Annotated in this window: 22 protein-coding genes; 14 read left to right on the top strand and 8 right to left on the bottom strand. The window is 37.4% G+C overall.

What is annotated here, in order from left to right; all coding sequences use genetic code 11:
- Positions 1-34: 34 nt before the first annotated feature.
- Positions 35-691 (bottom strand): YczE/YyaS/YitT family protein, encoded by a 657-nt coding sequence (locus IV87_RS04730; protein WP_057805975.1) that lies wholly within the window; start codon positions 689-691, stop codon positions 35-37.
- A 128-nt stretch (positions 692-819) separates the two neighbouring features.
- Between IV87_RS04730 and IV87_RS04725 the strand changes: the two genes are divergently transcribed.
- Positions 820-1,680 carry an aldo/keto reductase gene (locus IV87_RS04725; protein WP_057805973.1) on the top strand — a complete coding sequence of 287 codons (861 nt, stop codon included), beginning with the start codon at positions 820-822 and terminating at the stop codon, positions 1,678-1,680.
- Positions 1,681-1,930: 250 nt separating this feature from the next.
- On the opposite strand, the gene nrdI is transcribed toward IV87_RS04725, so the two are convergent.
- Complete coding sequence (gene nrdI / locus IV87_RS04720; protein WP_057805971.1) at positions 1,931-2,410, bottom strand: class Ib ribonucleoside-diphosphate reductase assembly flavoprotein NrdI; 480 nt, start codon at positions 2,408-2,410, stop codon at positions 1,931-1,933.
- A gap of 163 nt (positions 2,411-2,573) precedes the next feature.
- On the opposite strand from nrdI, the gene IV87_RS04715 reads away from it, so the two are divergent.
- Entirely contained in the window at positions 2,574-3,386 is an 813-nt protein-coding gene (locus IV87_RS04715; RefSeq protein ID WP_057805969.1) for an HAD family hydrolase, read from the top strand.
- Positions 3,387-3,855: 469 nt separating this feature from the next.
- Positions 3,856-4,311 carry a hypothetical protein gene (locus IV87_RS04710; protein ID WP_057805968.1) on the top strand — a complete coding sequence of 152 codons (456 nt, stop codon included), beginning with the start codon at positions 3,856-3,858 and terminating at the stop codon, positions 4,309-4,311.
- Positions 4,312-4,425: 114 nt separating this feature from the next.
- On the opposite strand, the gene IV87_RS04705 is transcribed toward IV87_RS04710, so the two are convergent.
- Positions 4,426-5,811, bottom strand: coding sequence for a hemolysin family protein (locus IV87_RS04705; protein ID WP_057805966.1), 1,386 nt, complete (start codon positions 5,809-5,811; stop codon positions 4,426-4,428).
- A 255-nt stretch (positions 5,812-6,066) separates the two neighbouring features.
- Between IV87_RS04705 and IV87_RS04700 the strand changes: the two genes are divergently transcribed.
- From IV87_RS04700 to IV87_RS04685, 4 genes are all read left to right on the top strand, one after another.
- Positions 6,067-8,802, top strand: coding sequence for an HAD-IC family P-type ATPase (locus tag IV87_RS04700; RefSeq protein ID WP_177159935.1), 2,736 nt, complete (start codon positions 6,067-6,069; stop codon positions 8,800-8,802).
- A gap of 74 nt (positions 8,803-8,876) precedes the next feature.
- Positions 8,877-9,260 carry a hypothetical protein gene (locus tag IV87_RS04695; RefSeq protein ID WP_057805964.1) on the top strand — a complete coding sequence of 128 codons (384 nt, stop codon included), beginning with the start codon at positions 8,877-8,879 and terminating at the stop codon, positions 9,258-9,260.
- Between the two features lie 260 nt (positions 9,261-9,520).
- Complete coding sequence (locus tag IV87_RS04690; protein ID WP_057805961.1) at positions 9,521-9,949, top strand: Hsp20/alpha crystallin family protein; 429 nt, start codon at positions 9,521-9,523, stop codon at positions 9,947-9,949.
- A 174-nt stretch (positions 9,950-10,123) separates the two neighbouring features.
- Positions 10,124-11,068, top strand: a complete 945-nt coding sequence (locus tag IV87_RS04685; protein ID WP_057805959.1) for an aldo/keto reductase — start codon at positions 10,124-10,126, stop codon at positions 11,066-11,068.
- A gap of 206 nt (positions 11,069-11,274) precedes the next feature.
- On the opposite strand, the gene IV87_RS04680 is transcribed toward IV87_RS04685, so the two are convergent.
- Positions 11,275-11,841 (bottom strand): DUF5067 domain-containing protein, encoded by a 567-nt coding sequence (locus tag IV87_RS04680; RefSeq protein ID WP_057805957.1) that lies wholly within the window; start codon positions 11,839-11,841, stop codon positions 11,275-11,277.
- A gap of 9 nt (positions 11,842-11,850) precedes the next feature.
- On the bottom strand, positions 11,851-12,186 hold the full coding sequence (locus IV87_RS04675; RefSeq protein ID WP_057805955.1) for a hypothetical protein: 336 nt from the start codon (positions 12,184-12,186) through the stop codon (positions 11,851-11,853).
- Positions 12,187-12,336: 150 nt separating this feature from the next.
- Here IV87_RS04675 and IV87_RS04670 point away from each other — a divergent pair, with 150 nt between their 5' ends.
- From IV87_RS04670 to asp1, 4 genes are all read left to right on the top strand, one after another.
- A complete protein-coding gene (locus tag IV87_RS04670) occupies positions 12,337-12,867 on the top strand; it encodes a DUF1836 domain-containing protein (RefSeq protein ID WP_057805953.1) in 531 nt (176 codons plus the stop codon).
- 1,146 nt (positions 12,868-14,013) lie between these two features.
- Entirely contained in the window at positions 14,014-15,366 is a 1,353-nt protein-coding gene (locus IV87_RS04665; RefSeq protein WP_476704016.1) for an aldehyde dehydrogenase family protein, read from the top strand.
- A gap of 142 nt (positions 15,367-15,508) precedes the next feature.
- Positions 15,509-17,071, top strand: coding sequence for a glycosyltransferase (locus IV87_RS04660; protein ID WP_057805949.1), 1,563 nt, complete (start codon positions 15,509-15,511; stop codon positions 17,069-17,071).
- Complete coding sequence (gene asp1, locus IV87_RS04655; protein ID WP_057805947.1) at positions 17,072-18,601, top strand: accessory Sec system glycosyltransferase Asp1; 1,530 nt, start codon at positions 17,072-17,074, stop codon at positions 18,599-18,601.
- Positions 18,602-18,709: 108 nt separating this feature from the next.
- Here asp1 and ybaK read toward each other — a convergent pair whose 3' ends face one another.
- A complete protein-coding gene (gene ybaK, locus IV87_RS04650; RefSeq protein ID WP_082623518.1) occupies positions 18,710-19,213 on the bottom strand; it encodes a Cys-tRNA(Pro) deacylase in 504 nt (167 codons plus the stop codon).
- Between the two features lie 127 nt (positions 19,214-19,340).
- On the opposite strand from ybaK, the gene IV87_RS04645 reads away from it, so the two are divergent.
- The 3 genes from IV87_RS04645 to IV87_RS04635 all read left to right on the top strand — a co-directional run bounded on the left by IV87_RS04645 (position 19,341) and on the right by IV87_RS04635 (position 23,918).
- On the top strand, positions 19,341-20,063 hold the full coding sequence (locus IV87_RS04645) for a GntR family transcriptional regulator (protein ID WP_057805944.1): 723 nt from the start codon (positions 19,341-19,343) through the stop codon (positions 20,061-20,063).
- 18 nt (positions 20,064-20,081) lie between these two features.
- Entirely contained in the window at positions 20,082-20,552 is a 471-nt protein-coding gene (locus IV87_RS04640) for a GNAT family N-acetyltransferase (protein WP_057805942.1), read from the top strand.
- Positions 20,553-21,545: 993 nt separating this feature from the next.
- Positions 21,546-23,918 carry a phosphoketolase family protein gene (locus tag IV87_RS04635; protein ID WP_143053165.1) on the top strand — a complete coding sequence of 791 codons (2,373 nt, stop codon included), beginning with the start codon at positions 21,546-21,548 and terminating at the stop codon, positions 23,916-23,918.
- Between the two features lie 59 nt (positions 23,919-23,977).
- Here the strand turns inward: IV87_RS04635 and IV87_RS04630 are convergent, their stop codons facing one another.
- Both IV87_RS04630 and IV87_RS04625 read right to left on the bottom strand, forming a co-directional pair.
- Positions 23,978-24,727: an NADPH-dependent oxidoreductase gene (locus IV87_RS04630; protein WP_057805938.1), complete on the bottom strand. Its 750-nt coding sequence runs from the start codon at positions 24,725-24,727 to the stop codon at positions 23,978-23,980.
- 20 nt (positions 24,728-24,747) lie between these two features.
- On the bottom strand, positions 24,748-25,644 hold the full coding sequence (locus IV87_RS04625) for an RluA family pseudouridine synthase (RefSeq protein ID WP_057805936.1): 897 nt from the start codon (positions 25,642-25,644) through the stop codon (positions 24,748-24,750).
- Positions 25,645-25,700: the final 56 nt, after the last annotated feature.

The following is a 25,700-nucleotide window of genomic DNA, read 5'->3' as shown; positions in this document are numbered from 1 at the left end:
AGCACAGTCCGGTTTTTCTTCCTACCAAATATGTTTAAACATTTAAATGATGTTTGAGTGTTGTAAATACATGTCGATCAGACCAGCCAGTAACGGCACCTTGGAGTACAAAGGCAAGTATGGTACCTAACCCTACTGCGTAGATATGATGAGTCACAATAAAAGTTAATAAAATAATTGAGATAGCCGGAATATAGCTGACCCACTGTGCAACGGCTGCTTTTCCGTTCATGAATTTAAACCGAACGATGTAGGTTAGATCATCATTGGGATGCAGCACGATGTTTGCACGCTGATAAATTGAAACTGCAACACCGATTCCGACGATTCCAAGTGCATCAGCGATAATGCGAGCACCTAATGGCCAGTTTAATAAACCATGATTATCTAAGCCACTGCTAATTGCGCCCACTAAATAGGAAAATGGAACCATAAACACGAGATTTCCAAGCATGCGATGCCAGTCAAAATGTTTGAGTAGTAGCGCATTGGCGATGACGACTGCGATACCCTCAACAAAAAGAACGCTACCTAAAGGAAAATGAAACCATTCACTAAGATTAACGGAGGATGCTGTCCATAATGCACTACCACAATGACTGGCCACTGTTAATGCATTAGAAAAAGAGTTTAAAACAATTGAAATGGCTAGAAAAAAGAGGCGTTTATTAAAATCGGATTTTTTATTCACGACGAAACTTCCTTCAACTGGAATTAGTATGCGTTTATCATAGAATATTTTTGAACGGAAACCAAATCTTTTTCACGTGTAGTAGTTTTGTTTTATAATGAACATAATAATTTATAGGAGGATTCATTTTGGCAAATTTAACGAAATTAACAGATACGTACGAATTAAACAATGGTATAAAAATTCCAATCGTTGGCTTTGGTACATGGCAGACGCCAGATGGTGATGTAGCTGAAAAATCAGTTGAAGAAGCGATCGCAGCAGGTTATCGTCACATTGACACTGCTTTTGCTTATCAAAACGAAAAAAGTGTTGGTAAGGGAATCAAAGATAGTGGTGTAGCACGAGATCAGCTTTGGGTAACCTCCAAACTAACTGGTAGTGATCATAGTTATGAAAATGCTAAAAAGGCAATTGATACTTCCTTAAATAACTTAGGATTGGATTATTTGGATCTTTACTTAATTCATTGGCCAAATCCAGTTGCATTCCGAGATAATTGGGAACAAGCTAATGCAGAAACATGGCGAGCAATGGAAGAGGCACAAAAGGCTGGAAAGATTCGTGCGATCGGGGTTTCTAATTTCCGTCCCAAGCATTTGGATGCACTTTTGAAGACAGCAACGGTTACGCCACAGGTTAACCAAATTTTCTTAAATCCAAGTGATTTGCAGCCAGAGGTTGTGGCTTATAATAAGGCACACAATATTTTGTCAGAAGCATATAGTCCACTGGGTACAGGAAAGATTTTTGGCGTTGAAGAGCTGAAGACGATGAGTGAGAAGTATGGTAAGACGGTGGCACAGGTTGTGTTGCGTTGGTCATTGCAGCATGGTTTCTTACCATTGCCAAAGTCGGTTCATGAGGAACGGATTGTAGAGAATACGAAGTTGTTTGACTTTGCGATTGATGAAAATGATATGAAGAAGATTGATGGATTGCGTGGCGTGGCAGGGTTGGCAACGGATCCAGATACGATTACGTGGTAAAAAATAAGAGTGCTAAGGGGAGCGTATAGCTTCTGAGCATAGCCTAGATACCCCAATGATTCGGTTTAGGAATCGTTGGGGTATCGTAGCTAGGCGGAGGAAGCTGCTCCCCTTAGCACGTTTCGGCAATAAAAGTAGAAAAGGTCGAACCACAATGATCCAGTTTAAAAATCGTTGAAAAAAATTAGTAATTCAAAAAAGTGAGACTATGATAAATTTCATAGTCTCACTTTTATAATTTAAACGGTTTTTAAGCTTCTTTTGAAACGCCCTTCAACACGTTGTTTTTCTTCATGGTTTCATAGATTCGTTTACAATCTGTAGGGTTGCCCCGTAATTCATAGTTATCTAAATATTCGAACCCGTAGTCGCGAGCATAACGTTTAGCGGTCAGACAATATTGCAACCCAAAATTACGATTACCACTGCCAATTACGCCAAGACAAAGTTTGCGATTATCTTTATAAGCGATATATTCACCTAAAACGTTTGTCATTAATTCTTTGACACCGTTATCGACACCATTTCCTCCGTCCAAGTAAGTAGGAACAAAGGCAAAGTATGGTTTTTGTTCACTTTCAAAATCAGTTTCTTCGGAGACTTCTTTCAGTGTAATGAGGGGATTGGTGGCATCTTTTGAATGTTGCTCCTCAGCATAGTCTTGGAGATCCTGAGTAAAAGAACGTGTATTTCCGGCGACTGAGATGTATAAAATGTTAATGGTCGACATAATGGAACCCCCTTAAATTTACTATTTTTATTGTAGAACATTATTAACATTGTAACACTTAAATTTTTAAAAAAGATAATTTTTAAAAATTGTGGAACCGTTTTATCAAAGTAGTAAACTAAGACTATAAAGACTAAATTGAAAAAGAATTGAGGTTATTATTTTGGACCCTTATATTGTATTTATGGATATTGATGGCACGTTAATTTCACATAATCAAAATGTTTCTGTGATGACTAAAAAGGTGATTGAACAGCTACAGCAACGGGGATTTATCTTTTATATTGCAACTGGTCGCATGCTTTCGTTGGCACAAGTCATTCAAAAAAGAATTAATCCAAAAGTAGAAGTTATTGCCTCAAATGGATCGGTTTATCAAAAAGGGCATCATCTACACATGGATCATTTAGGCTGGAAAGCGATTAGTACCGTTTATGATGTGACAACAGAACTTGGATTATCAACCAATTTTTTTAGTACAGATCGAACGTTTTACACGAGACGCAAACCATGGGATTTGAGTCGTTTGGCACGGATGAGAGTTATGCAAGATGGTGCTGGAAAATTTGAGGATGTACATGATCGTGATCATTTAAATGATGTGAGCGAACAAATTATTAATGGAATCGTGATTGCGAGAGGTGAATTAGATAAACTGGCAATTGCTAGGCAAAGGTTGTTGGATGCTGATGTTTTGAATGTGTCGTCTTCAAGCCCTGATAATATTGAACTGATTCCTAGAAGAGTGGATAAGGCAAGTGCAGTACGGGCCATTACGAATCAATATGGTATTCCGGTGGATCATACAATAGCATTTGGTAATGATAAGAATGACTTAGGAATGTTGAAGGCGGTAGGCACAGGAGTAGCAATGGGTAATAGTGCGGATGAAATAAAGAAACAGGCGGATGCAGTGACGGAGGCAAGTGAAGAGGATGGGTTGCCAAAGTATTTGAAGAGAAGATTCTTAGATTAAAAAAGTGAGCGAATAAAAACGTTAAGTTTCAAGAATATAAATACGCCGTCAGCGGGATGCAGTCCCGCGTTAGGCGAATTTATATTCTTGAAACTGTTTTTAGTAGCTGTCCTAAAAAAGTGAGCGAATAAAAACGTTAAGTTGCAAGAATATAAATACGCCGTCAGAGGGATGCGGTCCCGCGTTAGGTGAATTTATATTGTTGAAGCTGTTTTTGGTAGCTGTCCTAAAAAGGGAGCGAATGAGAACTAATATAAATGTGTCATTGTCAGGATGATCATAAGTGTTATTGACGTATTCTGTTAGTACATTTTGACCACTTCAATTTTTTGTTTATTCTTTTTCGAAAAATGTCTATTTACTATTTATTTAAATTGAATTTTATTTATAATAGTTAAATAAAGATTAAACGTTTAATCTTTTCTTAATTAGGGAAACTTTAAACAAGAAAAAGCCAAGTGATCATCTTATGAAAAGAAAAAAATATTTATCTGCTATTGTTGAACAATCACTAATCATGATTCTTTTGCTTATTTTTTTTAACATTGATAAAAATAATCACGTCAGAATAACCTTAAATTTTCTTAATGTATGGTTTATTTTGTCATGGATATGTCAGTTCCGTATACTTGCTAAAGGGGTTCCCTCATTGCGCAATAATTCTTTTTTACAACGTGGTGCAAAAGAAACCCAAAAGGAACATGCAAAGCATCATAAGAAAGATAAGTGGGGTGATAATAGTTTTGCTAATTTACAACATAATCTGACAGCGCAGAAGTTTGCGTTACTAGATAGAAACTTTGATACCATGGCTACCTTTTTTGTGCGGCTTGCCTACATGTTGTTCGGACCAATAATATTACTAATATTTTTAGTTAAAAATCAGATGGGAAAATATTTTAGAAACAAGCGTCAACAGTTCTAAATTTTTACTGTCGGTAGAATACAGGTATTTTTAAACTACCGGGAAAAACTTTTTATACTCAAAAAAATAGCACCCAAGTCGATTGATTCGATTTGGGTGCTGTTTATTTACAAATTATTCATCAGCATTTAAGCGTTCATCCTCTGCATGCTTTTGTAACTTTTTATATTCTTCATCAGAAATTCTAGTCACATGGAACCAATCGATATGAGCATTTTCGTTATCAAGAACTTCAAAATTGTAACGATCGATTCGTACTTTATCATGAACTTGAATGTTAGGATGATGATCAATTACGTATCCACCAAGGGTTACAACATCTTCACCTTCAAACCCTGGTACGTCAATGCCAAAGTAACGTTCAAAGTCATACATGGTTGTTTTACCGCTAACATGGTAGGTGCCATCTTTTTCTTTATGAATGTAGTCACCGGAAACATCATCAACTTCATCATTGATTGTGCCAAAGACTTCTTCATAAATATCTTTGTCGGTAATGATGCCGCTAGTTCCACCATATTCGTCAACGACAACAGAGATTGGAGTTTGTTTTTGTAACATTTTTTGCAAGACGTCTTGTAAAGGAACAGTCTCTGGTACAGTAATGATATTTCGTAAGAGCTTGCTAACTTTAATGTCGCCATCTACGCGACTTTGACGAATTAAATCGTAGTTATAAACGTAACCTAAAATTTTATCCTTATTATTGTTTGCAACCACTGGAAAACGACTGAAACGTTTTTGCAAGTATAAGAGTAAGGCTTCATTAACGGTGGCATTAACATCCAAAACAACTAGTTGAGTTCGGTCAATCATAATGTCTTTTGCAACTTTGTCATTGAAGTCAAAAGCCCGTTGCATGTATACGTAATCGTTTTGGTCCAATTCACCACCAGTAACGGCATTTTTTGAAAGATTTAAAATTTCGGCTTGCGAAAAGACTTCGTTACTTTCGTCTGCGGGTTCCATCCCAACCAATTTTACGATGCCACTGGCAGAAACATTTAGTAACCAAACAAATGGATAGAAGGTTGTATGAAACCAGTGCAAAGGTGTAACCACAGACATTAGAACTTTTAAGGGAATATCGATACTAATGTTCTTAGGCACAATTTCGGTTAAAACAACTTCTAAGTAGGTTAAGAGTAAAACACCTATGACAGCTCCAATTGCGTGTAAGGAAGCTTGATTGATTAAATGAGTAAATCCAAATACCTTAATGATAAAGTATTCTACAAATGATTCACCAATCCAACCTAGAATAATACCACAGACTGACGTTCCAACCTGTGTGGTAGAAAGATACTCATTTAAATTTGAAACCATATGAATGGCTCGATTGATTTTTTTGAGCCGTCCGCCAACTGCTGTTTCCTTTGCTTCCTCCAGCGCACTTAATCGACTTTCAACAAGTGCAAATTCAGCTGCAACGAAAAAATATGCCAGGATGAAGGTAATCAAAATGATAATACTATCGCTGATTATCTGACCACTGTCCAAGGAACATTCCCCATTTCTTTTGTAATTACATTATCTCTATATTATAGCGCGTCTGTTCAGAAAAATCTTTCAGAATTGGTCATAGATGTAAGATAATTTGTTATATTTTCATAATTAATGTGAAAACATCGTGAATGTTTTTAGATTTCTTATAAAATAAATAAGTAATCCTTTGACACTTAAACTAAATTCAGATATGCTGTTACTTACCAGAGATAATACAATAATAATTTTTAGTAGAAGGAGTTTTAAATTATGACAAAAGGTTCTGCTTCGGAAAGTAACGACTATGGCGGGGAAATGAAAAAAGGGAAACCGCCCCACCCGTATACGCAAACGATGGATCAATTGCTAGATCAAGATCACATTGAACTTGATCAAGGACTTACGAATGAGGAGGCCAACCACAGGCTTCAACAAAATGGGCCCAATGCACTGATTCAAAAGAAGCAAAGCAAGCTGAAACGTTTTTTCAAACAGTTTAATAATAGTATTACCTATATTCTGCTTGTGGCTGCAATTGCAACTTTCTTTTTGAGAGAATATTCAGATTCTATTGTTATTGGGTTGGTTGTTATTATTAATGCTTTGATTGGTTATTTTCAAGAAAGTAAGGCTTCAGAAGCCATTGAAAAAATCAAACAAATGCTTCAAGTTTCGGCGACAGTTATTCGTGAAGGAAAACGTGAAGATATTGCTGCAGAGAATTTAGTTACTGGAGATTTGGTTTTCTTAGAGGCGGGTGATAACGTGCCTGCTGATTTACGAATTCTAACTGCTGATAATTTAAAAATTCAAGAATCCTCTTTAACAGGGGAAACTGATTCAGTTTTAAAAAATGATGAAGTGTTACTTGATTCCAAAACCCCATTGGCAGACCGTTTAAATATGGCTTATGCATCTACGGCCGTTACGAACGGAAGTGGTCTGGGAATCGTGACAGCAACTGGCGCACAAACTGAAATCGGAAAAATTAATGACAGCATGGAAAAAGTGCAATCTAAAACAACACCTTTAATGCGAGAAATTAATGATTTAGGTAAGTATCTGTCCTACGCAATTGTGGCCGTTGCTGTCTTAGTAACGATTTTTGGCCTGATCACACAGGTTTATTCGCTGTCTGTTTTAATGGTGGCAGTCATTACGATGGTTGTAGGATCCATTCCTGAAGGATTACCAGCTAGTACTTCGGTTGTGTTAGCCATGGGCGTCAAAAAGATGACAAAAGCTAATGCAATTGTTAAAACACTACCTGCAGTTGAGACGTTGGGTGCTGTGGATGTCATCAATACAGATAAAACGGGAACGTTAACCAAAAACGAAATGACCATCGACACGTTAATCACTGCTAAAGGTCAGTATGAGGTTAGTGGAACTGGCTATCAACCAGATGGACAAATTACAAAAGCTGGTCAGCCTGTTGCTGCCGGTTATGACGAAGATTTAGATCGTCTTTTGGTGACTGGTCATGAAGCAAATGATACACGACTCATCGAAACGGATGGCAAATGGGAAATTAACGGTGAACCGACTGACGGTGCATTTTTAACGCTATATCATAAGGTATTTAAGAAAAACGAACCAGATTTAGTGGAATTAGATAAAATTCCATTTGATTCAGATTATCGCTATATCGCAAAATTGGATGAAGATAGTGATGGTCAAAGAGTTATTTTAGTGAAGGGCTCCCCAGATAAAGTTTTTGCTATGGCAAAACAGGCAAACCCAGATTTTAATATTGAAGCTTGGACACATAAGGTGTCTAAACTAGCGCAAAATGGTGAACGTGTGGTGGCACTTGGCTATCGTAAAGTTGAACGAGAAGTGCACACCTTAACGCATGAATTGGTTCTTGAAGGTGTTCAATTTCTTGGGATTGCTGGAATTATTGATCCTCCTCGCGAAGAAACAATGGTAGCACTGAAGGAAATGCGTGAAGCTGGTGTTAAAGTCAAAATGATTACTGGTGATCATCCCGAAACAGCGGCTGCTATCGCTCAAAAACTCGGGTTAGATACCAAGATTTCCGCGATTACTGGTGCAGAAATTGATGAACTGTCTGATGACCAATTAAAGGCAGTTATTCAAGATTACAATGTCTTTGCCCGTACGACTCCTATGAATAAGTTAAGGATTGTTGAGGCCTATCAGGCAAATGATTTGGTTACGGCGATGACTGGTGATGGGGTAAATGATGCACCTGCTTTGAAAAAAGCAGATATTGGAATTGCTATGGGAATTAAAGGAACTGATGTGGCTAAAGAAGCTGCTGATATGGTGTTGGCTGATGATAATTTTGCAACGTTAACAACGGCCATTAAGGAAGGTCGTCACGTTTACGACAACATCAAAAAGACAATTCGTTTCCTCTTACCAACCAGTTTTGCAGAAGGTTTGATTGTGTTGATTTCGATTCTTTTACAACAAGAAATGCCGTTGGTTCCTACGCAATTACTTTGGATTAATATGGTGTCGGCGATTACAATTCAATTTGCGTTTTTATTTGAACCAGCAGAAGAAGGACTCATGAAAAGGCTTCCCAGAAAGAATAATCAAGCTTTCTTGAATCGAAAAGATGTTTGGCAAATTGTGTATGTTTCATTTTTAATCGCTGGTTTGGGAATTGGTGCATTTAAGTGGCTAACTTTACAAGGTATTAATCCAGTGGTGGCCAGCACGGTGACTTTAAACGTGATTGTAGTTGGTAAGATTTTTTATCTTTTCAACATTCGAACACCAAAATTGGTTTTATCCAGGGATATTTTGAGAAATCCAATGGCATTTGCCATTATTGCCATTTTACTTGTTTTACAGGCCGGCATTACTTACTTGCCGTTTATGCAAGTCATATTTAGTACGGCTAGTTTGAACTGGTATTTCTGGTTAATACCAATAATTGCAGGAACTGTGGTACTTGTAGTGACCGAATTGGACAAAATGTGGGGAATTCGGCAACAAAGACGTTCTATTGCCATGTGGAATCAAAAATAAAGCGCTTTTTCTTAACGATTCTAAAAAGTAGTGCTAGGATGAGGTCGTAAAAATTAATTAAGGAGATCTCAGAAATGGCAAAAGATGATGGAATTAAAGTAGAAACAGATGAAGAACAGATTGCAAAGATTGACTTTGATAAAGAAGACGTCAAACAAGCAGCTGATATGATTGAAGAAAAGGGCTTTGTTACAAAGAACGATTTTCCAGATATGAAAGATCGTTTATGGAGCCAAGGATTCTACGAAAAAATTGAAGACGAATTTCATCATCGTGATAATGAAGATCCTTACATTTTCTGTGAGCGATTTGATTTCATTGGCGGTGCCATTGAATCGATTATCTTTGACATGGATCAAGTAAAAACACGTGAAAAAGCGTTGCATATTTTGGGCGAAGCTTTGGACTTAAAAGTTCAAGACAAACCTAACGAAACTCACAAGATTATTACTTACTAAATCAGTATAAAAACAGCTTATCTTTAGATGATTTTAGAATCAACTAAAGATGGCTGTTTTTTGATTTTCAGAACATAAATAAGGATAAAAAGAATTTTTAATGATGAGATAAACGGCTCTGAATCAACGTTATTGAGCATGTGATTAGCACTCCATAGTTCACAGTGCTAAATTCTTGCATTCGATTTTAGAAGGTCCTACTATATAGTTGTACCGGGAAATGAGGTACGAAATATTTTATATAAAAGGAGTCTTGAATTATGGCTAACGAGTTAAGAAATAGAGATTTTGATGATTTTGCACCACTTGATTTTTTTGATAATTTCGGAAAGAATTTCTTCAAATCAATGACTGAAGGTAGCTCAATGAAGACAGACATCCGTGAAAATGAAAAAGACTACCAAGTTTCAGCAGAATTACCAGGCTTTAAGAAAGAAAACATTGTTTTGAATTATGACAATGATACATTGACAGTCACAGGCAAACACAATGTTGATAAGGAACAAAAAGATGAAAAAGGTAATTTGATTCGTCAAGAACGTAGCTACAGCAATGTCTCTCGTCAATTCTATCTTCCAAATGTTGATCGTGATAAGATCAATGCATCATATGATGGCGGTGTGTTAAAAGTAACTTTACCAAAGAGTGAAGAAAAACTTGAAAGTAATAAACAAATTCCGATTAACTAATTAATAAAGTAGTGTTAAAAGGTCATGACTAGTTGAGTTATGACCTTTTTATTATCAAAAAATGATAATGACAATCACTTAATGCAAACGGTAACAAATTAATTCTTTTTTGAATTAAAAGGTGGTAAGCTGGTAGTCGAATATGTATAAATTCATTTATTAGGAGTGATACTTTTGAAACAGATTGTTATTGGTGGTAAGAAAGTTTCTAATGTGGCATTAGGTATTATGCGTATGGATGCGTTAGATACAGATGCAGCCACAAAAGTGATTGAGACAGCGGTTGACAACGGTGTGAACTTTATTGATACTGCCGACATTTATGGCGGTGGAAAATCAGATCTTGTCTTTCGGGATGCACTTGCTAAGTCATCAGTTAGTCGTGATGATTTGTGGATTCAGTCAAAAGTTGGTATTCAAAATGGTAACGATGATGGTTCTGGCAAACCTTATGGGAATCGTTATAATTTCTCAAAACAGCACATTATTGATGCCGTTAATCATGAATTGGAGAGCTTGAACTTAGATTATTTGGATTCAGTTTTACTTCATCGTCCAGATCCATTGATGGAACCAGATAAGGTTGCGGAAGCGTTTGATGAATTACAAACGGCGGGCAAGGTACGTCATTTTGGAGTTTCAAACTTTAACCCAATGCAATTTGAGATGTTGCAACGCGCGGTTTCACAAAAATTGATGTTTAATCAACTACAATTCGGAATTATGCATAGTAATATGATTGATTTTGGAATGCATACTAATATGCAGGATGATCGTGGTGTGGATCATGATGGACAATTTCTTGAGTATTCAAGAATTCATGATATTGTGATTCAAGCGTGGTCGCCATATCAATGGGGAAACTTTAACGGACCATTTATTGATAATCCGAAGTTCCCAGAGTTGAATAAGAAGATGCAGGAATTGGCGGACCAATATGGTGTGACAAAGAATGCAATTGCGACGGCATGGATTTTGCGTCATCCGGCGAAGTTCCAGGTGTTGGTTGGATCGATGAACCCACAACATATTAAGGAATCGTTGGCAGGAAGCGATGTGGAATTGACGGGCCAGGAATGGTATGACGTTTATTACGCAGCGGGAAATGATATGCCATAAAGAAGTGGGCTCCGAGTAACGAAAGAAAGGACGCCATAAGCGCGATGGATGCGGGATGAAATCCCGCTGGAATCGTGCTTATGGCGTCCTTTCTGTTACTCGGAGCCGTCCTAAGGCAAAAATGTATTCAACCTTTCAATTTTTCAAAATAAAAAAGCAGTGATTCATTTTTCTGTAAAATTTGAATCATTGCTTTTTCTAATAAATTATTTTGTTGCATATTGTCGTGTTGCAATTAGTTGTTGATGAGAGTCGTAAAAGTGAACTTTTACTGGAAGTCCATTTTTGACAAGTTCCCATGATCCTTCAGCGTTAAGCGTATGGTTAGGCTTAACCTCATTCACAGAAGAGTTTTCAAGCGTGTCATCTTTAGTGGTACTCGTTGAAAAAGGTAAGGATCCCTGGTTTAACTTTTTAACTTTTCCGTTAACAGCTTGGGTAGCTTTGACATATTTATACCAGTAATCTGATGGAACAAGTTGGGCGCTACTAGTATTTGTGAAAGTGTATCGCAAAATCAAAACTTGTTTATTCTTAGTTGCTGAAGCTGTAACATGATTTTCAGTGATAGTAAAAGTTCCTTGAGGTGTTTTAAATTGCTGACCTGTCAAAGAAGCGGTTTTCTTAATAACTTTTTTAGAGGCTTGAGTTTTTTTTGAACTAGTAGTCTTTTCCGCCGAACTTTTTGAAGTGTTTTGTTTGCCACAACCAGCTAAGCTAATGGCTAAAAAACTTAGTGTAAAAAGTAAGACAACTTTTTTAAGATTTTTCAAAACTACTTGTTACTCCTTTGACTGCTTATTTAATTCGCTAATACTCATTGACATAGTTTTGGGTTTGTCCTTGATTACGATGATGGTTCCTTGTCCAAGAAATTTCTTTTCACCCTTGTAGGCGATGTCATATTCTTTAGCAACGGCACCGGAGTTTTGCAAACCCATCACATAAATTGTGTCTTCTGTATAATCATCACTAAATACGAAGGCGACAACAGGAGAAACAACGAGTTTGTCAGCTTTCATTTTCTTTAATGTTTGCCAGATCCCATCAATGACTGGCTGGGGGATAATTTCCTTAACTTCATCTGCTACGCGTCTTTTCTTTGTAAATTCAAACAAAATAAGTGCCTCAATTCATAAGTATTTTTTTAAGAATAGCACATTTTAACCCGTCTCGTCATGAAAATAGATTGTAAACAGTCAACCTAGTTCTAAAAACTAGCTGATCGTGATATACTTACGGTAACATCTATGGACGAGGTGAATGAAATGAGCGAATTAGAATCGTATAATCATTGGTTGAAAACAGTTAGGGAAGTAAAGCTGCCTCACTGGGATGAATTACCAAACTTTGATCTGTATATGGATCAGGTGGTGGCGCTTTTAACGGGGTATACGGGACCATTGGGAATGGATCCGGTTACGCCAACGATGATTAATAATTATGTGAAGCAAAAGGCGGTAGTGGCGCCAACTAAGAAAAAGTACCAGGTGATGCAGGTGGCGGATATTTTGTTGATTACGTTGTTGAAGCAGTCGTTTCCGATTGTGGTGATTAGGTCGGGAATTGATCGAATAACGGCGACGGATTATCCAAAGCAGGCGTATGATCGATTTATTGATATTGTGAATCAGAAGATCGCGAGAATTGGGATGGAGCATACGACGACGGTGGCGAAGAATATATCGGAGCAGTTGATGCAGGTGACATCGAATATGATTGTGGATCAGGTGCAGACGGGAGAATTGATCCGTTTGTTGCAAAAGTCGGTGGAGCATAAGCCGACAAAGTTAAAGTGAGCGAGGCAAAATGGTAAGAGACAGACTATAAGCGTGACGTAGGCGGGATCGCGATCCCGCGGGAGTCATGCTTATAGTCTGTCTCTTATTTTGCCGAGCTGTCCTAAGGCTTAGCGAGAAAAAGACAGAGAAGGACGTAGCGTAGGCGGGATCGCGATCCCGCAGGAGTCATGCTTATATTCAGCCTCTTGTTTTGCCGAGCTGTCCTAAAACTAGTGAGTGGAACAAGTCGGGTAGTCTTAATAAGCTAAGTGAGATGGAGGTGGGATCGTAATCCCACAGGAATCTTACTTAGCTTATTAAGACTGACTTGTGGAACTGTCCTAATTCTTAGCGAAAAAAAGCAGAGAAGTGAGATGGAGGTGGGATCGCAATCCCACAGGAATCTTACTTAGCTTATTAAGACTGACTTGTGGAACTGTCCTAAGGTTTAGCGAAAAAAGGCAGAGAGGGCGAGATGGAGGTGGGATCGCAATCCCACAGGAATCTTACTTAGCTTATTAAGACTGACTTGTGAAACTGTCCTAAGGCTTAGCGAAAAAGGCAGAGAAGGGCGATTGGAGGTGGAATCGTAATCCCACAGGAATCTTACTTAGCTTATTAAGACTGACTTGTGGAACTGTCCTAAAGTTTAGCGAAAAAGGCAGAGAAGGGTGATTGGAGGATGGGATCGCAATCCCACAGGAATCTTACTTAGCATATTACGGCTGACTTGTGAAACTGTCCTAAGGCTTAGCGAAAAAAAGGCAGGGAGGGTGAGATGGAGAGTAAGCAAGTATTTTAAAATCCAAAAAAATTGGACCGAACCATTTAATAATTAGATAGTTTTGACCGAATTGAGTGTTCTACCAATCATAAAAAAGTTTGTGAAGTAAGCGATTACTTTTTGTGCTAAAATTCACAAACAATATCTGTAGCAATAATTATGAGACATCCTTTTTTTCACAAAGTACAAATCCTTTGATAACGTAGCGAACAATGATTTCTATCAGTTTCAGATTATGTAATCAATTTGCATTTACAAAAGAATATTAGAAAGATACAATTGTAATTGTGAAGCGAATAACATACTCATTCTGAGAGGAAGAATAATATAATATGATTAAAGATTTAGATAACAAGAAGGCAATTGATGAACCACAAGCTATGGTCAATGACCTTGTTAAGAAAGCTCATATTGCTTTAGATCGTCTCAGTGTCATGGATCAAGAACAAATTGACAAGATTGTGCACGCAATGGCAGAAGCAGGTTACCATGCTCGTCAGAAGCTTGCAAAAATGGCGGTTGATGAAACTGGTCGTGGTGTTTATGAGGATAAGGTTATTAAGAACCAATTCGCGACTAAAGATATCTATAATTCAATTAAAAATGACCGCACAGTTGGTATTATCAGTGATGATAAGGAAACTGGTATTATGAAGATTGCTGAACCAGTTGGTGTTATTGCAAGTGCGACCCCTGTAACTAACCCAAGTTCAACTGTTTTTCATAATGCATTGTTGGCAATTAAAACACGAAACCCAATTGTATTTGCTTTTCATCCATTTGCACAAAAAACTTGTGTCGAAACAGGAAAGGTAATTGCAGAAGCAGCTGTAAAAGCTGGTGCTCCTGAGAACTGTGTTCAATGGATTACAAAACCAAGTATGGCTGCTACAACTGATTTGATGAATCATGATGGTATCGCAACAGTTGTTGCAACTGGTGGTGCTGGGATGGTTAAATCAGCTTATTCAACAGGTAAACCTGCATTAGGTGTTGGACCTGGTAACGTACCAGTTTACGTTGAAAAATCAGCTAATATTAAACAATCACTAGATGATATTGTTTTATCGAAATCATTTGATAACGGTATGATTTGTGCTTCCGAATCAAACATGGTGGTAGATGCTGATATTTATGACGAAGTAAAAAGTGGCTTAAAAGCTCGTGGTGCTTATTTCGTTAAATCAGCAGACATGGAAAACTTTGCGTACACTGTTATGAATCGTGAAAAAGAATCTGTCAATCCTAAGGTTGCCGGTCAATCTGCCTATGCAATTGCACAATGGTCTGGTATTGAGGATTGTCCTAAGGATGCCAAATTCTTAGTAGCTGAAATGGATGGACTTGGCGGTGACTATATTCTTTCTCATGAAAAGTTATCACCAGTTTTGACCATGGTTAAGGCTACTAGTCAAGATGATGCAATGCATTTAATGAAACGTGGCTTAAACCTTGGTGGTTTAGGACATACAGTTGGCTTGCATACCGAAGATGATGATTTAATTACTCGCTTTGCTCTTGAAATGGATGCTTGTCGAATTCTAATTAACACACCAACTTCTCAAGGTGCAATTGGCTATAAGTATAACAACATCACGCCTTCATTAACTTTAGGTTGTGGATCATGGGGTAAAAACTCTATCTCTCATAACTTGGAAGATTGGGATCTATTGAATATTAAAACAGTTGCCAAACGCTTACCAAAATTACGTCATGAAAGCTTAGATTTCTAAAATAGTTTTTTGAAATTACGTTTGTATTGTTACTGAAAATCAGTAATGATATGAACGTTTTTTATTGCGGTTGTTAAAACGGTAACATTTTCTGCTATAATCAGGATATAAACTCAATTTTAAACTGAAAAGGTGGGATTTTATGTATTACTTTCTGAATACGACCATTCCTTTAAATAAATCTGGTATCGAACATGCTCAAATTAAGCGGGTAAATTTATTCAATGACTATGGAATTGCAAACAAAATTGTGACTCGCAATTTTGAAGTAGACTTGCATCATAATTTAAAAATAGCCGGAATCTCTGAAAAAAATCATATTAATTTATTTGAATTCTTACAAGGATCCGAAGATTTTAAGACCAAAGAATTGACGGCTAAAGATGTCAAGTTGCCACACGGTTGTAAATTACGACGCGATAAGGGTACTTATACCTATACTGCAAAAGATTTACGCGGAAGAGTAGCTGTGCGCATTGAACCATGGAGTGCGCATGATTCACAAGTGCAAACAGCAAGCTATTTTGACTATGCTGGCAACCTTTTACGCCGAGAACGCTATGATCATCGTGGCTTTTTATCAATTATTGAAATCCATAATCCACAGGGCGGCGTTAGCAACGAACAAATTTTATCGCCAGAAGGTAAATTAGTTTATGAATCGTTCTACTTTAATGATGGTCAAGGAAAAATCCAGAATTCTTTGTTGCGCATCGTAGACTTTCATGGACAAGATTACGAGTTTACTGGTTTAAAAGGATTACAACGGTTCTTCTTCGATCAACTTAATAAGGCTGATGCGGGTCATAATGTGTTTATATCAGACCGGGCAGTCGAAACCGAGTGGTCACTACTTCACATGAAGACTAAGGCTTATAAAGTCCTGTTTTTACATAATGCCCATACTGCCGATCCAAATAATCCAATGGATCGACTGTTAAATAATAATTTTGAATTTTCATTAAATAATTTCACAGATTGGAATGCTGTGGTTGATTCTACACATCGACAAACTGCTGACGCTAAGCTGCGTTTTGATGAAAAGCAAACACCAATTTTCACAATTCCAGTTGGCATTGTGCCAAACGCCCTCATGAAGAAGGATAAGGTTCCATTTACAGATCGAACTTTGGGAAAGATTATTGTTGTCGCACGACTTTTCCCTGAAAAACGCTTGGATCACTTAGTCAAAGCATTTGCCATTGTGCATAAAAATTTACCGCAAACTACGCTAGATTTTTGGGGCTATGGAGACGGTAAAACCGATAAAGAATTGAAACAACAGGTTAAGGATCTCAGTTTGGATGATGTCGTGCAGTTTAAAGGGTATACGCCAAATATTGGTGACGTGATGGACAAGGCTCAAGTTTCTGTTTTGACAAGTCGGGTTGAAGGCTTTGCGCTAGCAGTTTTGGAAGCTCAGTCTCATGGACTACCAGTGGTCGCATATGACATTCCGTATGGACCTTCTGATATTATTGAAGATGATTTTAGCGGCAAACTTGTCAAAGACGGCGATTACAAAGCTTTCGCGCAAGCATTAATTGATCTTATGATAAATCAAGATCAGTTACGTCAATATAGCGACAATGCGTATGTGAGTCGTGAACGTTTCAGTGAAAAATCAATTTGGAAAGATTGGCAACAATTGATTGAAGATGCTGATAAATTCTTTGAGAAACAAACTGCAAAGGAGGCGGAATAGATGATTTACTTTTTGAATGAATATTTGATGGCTTTGAATTCGGGACTTGAATATACAGAAATAAATCGTATTCACCTTTTTAAAAATAATCATGTCGATGCAAAAATTGTGACTCGTGATTATAATCAAGAATTACATCGTAACATGGATAAACTGAGTTTAAGTGATGACGATGTTGTCAATATGTTTGACTTTTTTCAAAATGCCGAACATATTGAAAAATCTAAAGTTCTTAAAACAATCGATTTAAATCTTCCTAAGGCTTATGAAGTTGATCAGGGTGCGGATTTTAGTCGCATTTATGATGGTGATCGTGTTGTCGGAGATGTCTATTTTGCTAGCAGCACTTTTGGACAAGTTTCCTATGTTGACTATTATGATGCGTATGGGAACAAAGCCAAAACAGAATTTTACGATTGGCGTGGGTTTAAGTCTATGGATAAGTACTACACACCAACGGGAGATCCTGCAGCTGAATTTATGTTCACGCCCGAGGGTAAACGAGTGTATGAATCTTATTACATGCATGATGCAAATGGACGACCAGTTAATTCTTTACTAAAGTTGATTGACTATAAGGGTGAGGATTATAACTTTGATAATTTAGATGAACTATTTACCTTTTTCTTGGATGAATTGAACCGTAAGGGCGGTAGTCATCAAACGTTTATCGCTGATCGACCAGCACAGACCAATGTGCCGATGTTAAACATGGTCACCTTGGCACACAAGTATGTTTCTTTGCCAATCGTTCATGCTGTTAATCCACAGGAACCGGTCCGAAGTGCGTTTGATGCAGCATATGAACCAGTATTTGGGACACGAATTGATGAGTTAGATGGCATCATTGTCATGACAGAAGCTCAAAAACGGGATTTGGCGCAAAAATTAAATCATCCGCAAGTGCCGATTTATGTTATTTCAGGAACCACAGTTTTGAATAAAACTAGAAACGAACCACATGTTGTTCATCGCAATCGAATTGAGAATCGTTTGTTGTACGTTGGCCGATTAACGGCAGAAAAACAAATTGATCGTTTGATTCGTAGTTTACAAATTGTGAATGATAAAATTCCAAATGTTACACTGGATTTATATGGTTATGGTAGTAAAAAGGATGTTGATGATTTTACAAAACTTGCTCAGGATTTAAAGGTTGGTCAACAAGTTCATTTTCGTGGTTTTGTTTATGATTTAACGGCTGTCTATAATCAATCCGAATTGTTTGTTGGGGCAAGTCGATCGGATGCAATGCCACTGGCCATGATTGAAGCAATGGCTCATGGTGTTCCGGCCGTAGCTTTTAACAGTAATTATGGTCCAAGTGAAATTATTAAAGATAAAGAAAATGGTCGCTTAATTGACGAAGGTGATGGTGACGTATTCTTGTTTAGTCGCGCTATTATTGATCTACTGAGTGATCCAGATACGTTGGCCAAGTATAGTGAAAAGGCTTATGAAATTGGTGACCGTTATTCAGAGAAAAATGCAATGAAGAGTTGGCAACCAATTTTGAAGAACCAAGCATAATTTTTTAAGATTTTGTTTGTAAGTTCTGAACATTGACCTTCGTTAAGTAGTTAGAGAAAAAAAGATATGACACGTGAAGTTAAACAACTTCATTGCGTCATATCTTTTTTATTCGGTCAGATCAGCAAAGGTTCCATGAACTAGTTTTTTAAGATCATTAGCGTCTATTTTAACTGAACGACCAATTTTTCCAGAAGAAACAATAATTTCTCCTTGTTTTTGTGCAATATCGGAAATATAAATTGGAAAATGTTTCGTTTCATAAATACCAATTGGCGTATTTGCCCCGTGTTCATATCCGGTTGTCTTCACTAGCTCTTTTAGAGGAATCATTCCCACCTTTTTATTACCAGAAGCCTTTGCCAGTTTTTTGTAGCTTAAATGTTCATCAATAGGCAAAACACCTACCAGTGGCCCAGTTTTGTTGCCAGTCAACGCAAGGGTCTTGTAAATACGATGTTCATCCTCTTTAAGATGGTCAACTTGTAATTGTTCAACATCGCCCTCTTGTTTTGTTGGAAAGACATACTGTTCATATTTCATATTGGCCTTATCCAAAATTTTTTCAACCAGGGTTTTATCTATTTTATTTTTCTTATTTTTTTTAGAAATGATGTTCACCTTCCTGAACTTCATTTTAGCATAAGTCAGTTACATGTTGTGTAGATCAAAAAACGCCTAGTATAGGGATATGCTATAATCAAAGTAAATAAATGAAAAAGTTGAAGAGGTGCGTGTGTTGGCTGATTTGGTATATAAAACAATTTTAAAAGATTTGGAAAAACGAATCTTTGATAATGAATTCCCGGCAAAAAAGTTGCCAGATGAGCGCACCCTTACCAGTCAGTATGGCGTGAGCCGCAGTTCAATTAAACGGGCACTCAATGTGCTTGCAAATGAAGGAATTGTGTTTAAAAAACGTGGCTCAGGGACATTTGTGAATCCACTTTATTTAAAGAACCGTTCTTTGTTTAATTATGAAGGTTCTAATTTAGGTGTCACAGACAGCATGCGTGCGGATGGAAAAAAGCCGGGGATAAAAGTTTTAGACTTTTCTGTTATTCCAGCCACTAAAGAAATGCAAACGGATCTTTTCTTAGCGGCTGAAGATTTTGTTTATCAGATTCGTAGACTACGATTGTTGGATGATCAACCTGTTATGATTGAAACAGGTTATATTCCTATCAAAATTGCACCTGAATTGTCGCGGACGATTGTTTCGGGTTCTATTTTTAATTATTTAGAAGATAAGAAAAATCAAACGGTAACCAAGTCATTTTTATCAATTGAGGCTCAACCTTCTACTGAAGAGGATCAAAAATTGTTAAATTTAACACCTCAGGAACCCGTTGGTGTGATGTCGGGAATCTTTTTCTTGGATGATGGCACACCGTTTGAATTATCCAATATGCGTTTGCATTACCAGTATATGAAATATAACGCATTGGTGGAATTAAAGTAAAAACGATTGGTGAAAGTTATGACATACCAAATTGCACAATTAAGTCAAAAAAATGCTCTAATAATTGCGGATGATTGGCGATATAATGATGAATATGCTTTTTATAATATGAACGAAGATCCTGAAGATTATGAAGAGATTATTTCACCTAACCTTCGAGCAGATCATTATTTTCAAGTGACAACAGATAATAACCAACTGGTTGGTTTTTTTGCATTGGATTCAGGAAATAATTCAGAACAAGTAGAAGTAGGGTTAGGGCTGAGACCGGATGAAACTGGTAAAGGAAAGGGTTTAGAATTTTTGCAACTAATTCTTAAATTTATCAAAAATAATTATAGTTTTTCCGAAGTTGCTTTAGATGTTGCTGAATTTAATGTTCGCGCTCAAAAAGTATATGCTAAGGCAGGTTTTATGTCTCAAAAGAAACACACACAGGAAACAAATAAGTCAATTTACCCCTTTATTTTGATGACACGAAAACTTTAATTTATACATCTGAAGGTTTAAATACAGAAGTATTAATAACAAATTCGTTTTCAATTCCTAAAGGTTGAAACTACAAAAACGTATCTCGTTGCCTGATACAAAAACGTTCTTAGTCCGGAGGCGATTGGTCTCAGGGGTGAAATTATCCTTAGTAATTTATTACTTAGGATAAGGCCGAGTTTGAAGACAAGTGTTCTTCTTGGCTTCAAATCGTGCCCACCCCGTTCCAGACCATGTGAGCCGCAGGACGGCAGTAAACTACTTTTCATAAACTAAGTCGTTTAACATCAGTTATTGAAGTGATTTTGATACTTTCAACCTTTAGTTCAATTCATAATACGTCGAAAAACAGCTAACCATAACATACAGGTTAACTGTTTTTTTAATCGTTTTTAAATTGGACCGTATCAATTTTTAAATTAGTTGACCACGAGGAAAGATCGCGTTATCATAGTGTTGTATTCGATAACAATGCTTAAAGGTTAACTATTTGAAGGGAGCTAATTCGTGTAGTTAGAATAAACATTTGTTTTAAAAATAAAATTTTGGGTCAGTAAAATAGACATTCTTATATGAAAAGGAGCCAGTCCGACTAGCTGCTTAAGCAGTGTAGCGAGGATGGACATCCGTATTGAAGATAGGATTTTACGATAGTAAAATAGACATTCTTATTATGAAAAGGAGCCAGTCCGACTAGCTGCTTAAGCAGTGTAGCGAGGATGGACATCCGTATTGAAGATAGGATTTTACGATAGTAAAATAGACATTCTTATTATGAAAAGGAGCCAGTCCGACTAGCTGCTTAAGCAGTGTAGCGAGGATGGACATCCGTATTGAAGATAGGATTTTACGATAGTAAAATAGACATTCTTATTATGAAAAGGAGCCAGTCCGACTAGCTGCTTAAGCAGTGTAGCGAGGATGGACATCCGTATTGAAGATAGGATTTTACGATAGTAAAATAGACATTCTTATATGAAAAGGAGCACTACAATGACTGTTGATTATTCATCAAAATCATATTTTGAAAATCTTGATAAATTTTGGCGTGCGGCAAATTATCTGTCAGTGGGGCAACTTTATTTAAAAGATAATCCGTTGCTTAAACGTCCTTTAAAAGAAGACGATGTAAAGGTTCATCCAATTGGGCATTGGGGAACAATTTCTGGACAAAACTATGTTTATGCTCATTTAAATCGGGTAATTAATAAATATAATTTAAATATGTTTTATGTTGAAGGCCCAGGTCATGGTGGCCAGGTCATGGTATCAAATTCTTATTTAGATGGCAGTTATACTGAAATCTATCCTGAAATTACTCAGGATGAGACCGGCATGAAGAAGCTTTTCCGTCAATTTTCTTGGCCAGGTGGTGTAGCATCTCATGCTGCTCCAGTGACTCCCGGATCCATTCATGAAGGTGGCGAGCTAGGCTATTCACTTTCACATGGAACTGGTGCGATTTTGGATAATCCAGATCAAATTGCTGCAGTTGTTGTGGGTGATGGTGAAGCCGAAACGGGTCCTTTGGCAACTTCATGGCAATCAAATAAATTTATTAATCCCATTAATGATGGGGCAGTTTTACCGATTCTAGATATTAATGGTTACAAATTAAGTAACCCAACGTTATTTAGCCGAATGTCTGATGAAAAGATTAAACAATACTTTGAAGGCTTAAACTGGAATCCAATCTTTGTTGAGGTGAAAGATCAAGGTATTAAAAAGCTGAATCTAGAGATGGCTACGGCCATGGATTCAGCTGTTGAACAAATTGAGGCCATTCAAAAACATGCCCGTGAAAATAATGATCCAGCGTTACCAAATTGGCCAATAATTATTTTCCGTTCACCAAAAGGGTGGACTGGTCCTAAAACCTGGGATGGTGCGGTCATTGAAGGAACGTTCCGTGCTCATCAGATTCCGATTCCTGTGGATCAGGCTGACATGCAACATTCTGATGCGTTGGTCGACTGGATGAAGTCATATAAGCCTGAAGAATTATTTGATGATAATGGCAAACTTAAACCCGAAATAGCTGCCATTGCACCGCAGGGTGATAAACGAATGGCGGCCAATCCAATTACCAATGGTGGGGTAAATCCTCATGATTTACGATTGCCTGATTTTCGTAAGTATGCAGTTGATACAACTAAACGGGGCGCAAATGTTAAACAGGATATGATTGTTTGGTCAGATTATTTACGAGATGTGATCAAATTAAATCCTGAAAATTTCCGTATGTTTGGACCAGATGAAACAATGTCCAATCGTTTGTATGGTTTGTTTGAAACAACCAATCGTCAGTGGATTGATCCGATTAAAAAGGATTGGGATGAAGATTTGGCACCGGCTGGTCGAATCTTGGACGCCCAACTTTCTGAACATCAGGCTGAAGGATGGTTAGAAGGTTATACGTTGACCGGACGCCATGGTATCTTTACAAGTTATGAAGCTTTCTTAAGAGTTGTGGACTCGATGTTAACGCAACATTTCAAGTGGTTACGTAAAGCTAGTGAATTGAAATGGCGAAAAGATTATCCATCTTTGAATGTTGTTTCAACTTCGACTAGTTTCCAGCAAGATCATAATGGATATACGCATCAGGATCCTGGCATTCTGACTCATATGGCAGAGAAAAAGCCAGCATTTATCCGTGAGTATTTACCAGCTGATGCCAATTCATTGCTGGCGGTTAGTCCGTTGATTATGAATGATCGTGAAAAAATTAATGTCTTGGTTACTTCAAAACAACCACGACCACAGTTCTACTCAATTGAAGAAGCAGAAGTACTGGCTAAAAATGGCTTAGGCATAATTGATTGGGCAAGTACGGATCAGGGTGCAAAACCGGATATTATTTTTGCAGCTGCAGGTACAGAACCAAATATGGAAAGTTTGGCAGCAATCAATATTTTGCATGACCACTTCCCAGACTTGAAGATTCGTTTCATTAATGTGATTGATTTGCTTAAATTGCAGAGTCCAAAAGTGAATGCTCGTGGATTATCTGACAAAGAGTTTGATCATTACTTTACGAAGGATACACCAGTTATCTTTGCATTCCATGGTTACGAAGATTTGATTAAGTCGATATTCTTTGATCGTCATAATCATAATATTCATGTTCATGGTTATCGTGAAGATGGGGACATTACAACACCGTTTGATATGCGGGTTGTAAACCAGTTGGATCGATTTGATTTAGCAAAAGAGGCTATTTCTGATGTTCCTGAGTATGCACAAACCGGTGCTGACTTTATTCAAGAAATGGATAATAAACTGGTTAAACATTACAACTATATTCGTGATAACGGAGACGATCTTCCTGAAGTTAAAGATTGGACTTGGAAACCACTTAAGTAATTTAAAAATGGTATAAATAAAAAGACCGAAATTTTAAATTTCGATCTTTTTTTGATAGATTAGTTTTTTAAGAAAAACCCTTGTCGTTTTAAAACGGACAAAATTTCGGAACGCTTTTTGGGACTGACCTGCATATCATGAATAATATGATGACGGAAAGTTTCTGTTCGATTGTTTGAACTTCTCTGAGCGTAGTAGGTTTGAATAGTCTGATCGTACGCGTCTAAGGTATCTTTATCAGGTTCTTGATAGCAATTTTCAAAATGAACGCTTTTCAAAGGTAGGCGTGGTTTAAGATCCGGTTTTTCGTTCGGGTAACCAACCGCAATACCAAAAACAGGAAAGGTTAGCTTGGGTAAATGTAATAAATCAATTACTTGTTGGGCATCATTTAAAATACTTCCCAAAAATACTGCACCTAATTCCATACTTTCTGCAGCAGTCACAATACTTTGACCAGCTAACGCAGCGTCGTCAAAAGCTGCTAAACTACGATCACCATCATGTAGCAAGTTTGTATTTGCGTGAGCCTCGTTGCCGATAAATTCATTTCGGTGCTGGTCTGCAATCATGATAAACAAGTGACCGTTGTTTTCGGTAAATGGATAAGTGGTGATTTCGGCGAATGCTTTTTTTAGTTGTGGGTCTGTTACGCTAATTATGCTAAATTGCTGCATAAACATACTTGAAGAAGTTCGTTGGGCAGCATTTAAAAGAGTTTGAATGGTATTTTGATCTAGAGGTTGCTCTTTAAAGTGGCGAATGGTGCGATGGTGGGTCAATAAATGGATGGTTTCATTAGTAGGCAAATTTTTCAGGCTTCTTTCTATTAATTAAAATTTTTGATTTGAAGGCGCTCCGGAATGGGGGCGGTAATTGTCTTTGTTTCTGTAGAAAACGGAAGTGGAAAACTAATTTTCCAAGAATGTAAGGCGAGTCGCTGTCCTGTGCGATATTCGGGGTTGTACAAGGGATCGCCAACAACTGGATGACCTAGACTTGCAAAATGCACACGAATTTGATGCGTGCGTCCTGTTTGAAGTTGAATTTCAATAAGTGAGTAATGTGCAGACATTTGTAAAACGCGATAATTCGTTTTTGCGGTTACAGCATCTGTGCCATTTACAACGCGTTGCCGTTTGTCGAAACTTGTTTTACCAATTGGTAACGAAATTTGACCTTTAAGTTTTGAAAATTTACCTTGAACCACAGCAAGGTAAGTCCGGTAAACGACTTTATTTTTAATAAAACGATTATAAATAGGAATTAAAACAGGATTCTTGACTACTAGAATAGCACCACTTGTCTGCTGATCCAAACGGTGTACGTTGTAGGGATGTGCAGATGTGTTGTTTAAGTAAGCCGCCAAATGATTCATGAGACTACCAACTTCATTTGGTTGATTAGCGTGTGTTTTTACACCAGAGGCTTTGTTGGCAATAAGAAGATCATCCGTTTCAAATAAGATTTCTAAATTAGCGGCACTATCAGGTAAGAAGCTGGGAATGGGAGTTGAAAAATCAGGCGAGGCAAACTTTAGGTTAATTGAATCACCTGATCGGACTATGGTGTTCATAGATTGATAGTGACCGTTTATTAAAACAGCGCGGTTGATACGCAAAAAATGAACTTCTTTGCGAGAGAGGCCCCAAGTAGTTTGTAATAAATTACGTAAATTTGTTGATTGAAAGGTGGAAGGGAGCATTCGTTGATAATTCCAGTTCATATTTGGTCACTCCATAACAAAAAAGGCCCGAACAAACTAAGTGTCTGATTGGCCTT

This window comes from Pediococcus ethanolidurans (genome assembly GCF_001437405.1).
GTDB classification, from domain to species: domain Bacteria; phylum Bacillota; class Bacilli; order Lactobacillales; family Lactobacillaceae; genus Pediococcus; species Pediococcus ethanolidurans.
Note: the sequence above shows the minus strand (reverse complement) of the source record. Positions and strands in the feature narration are given on the sequence as shown.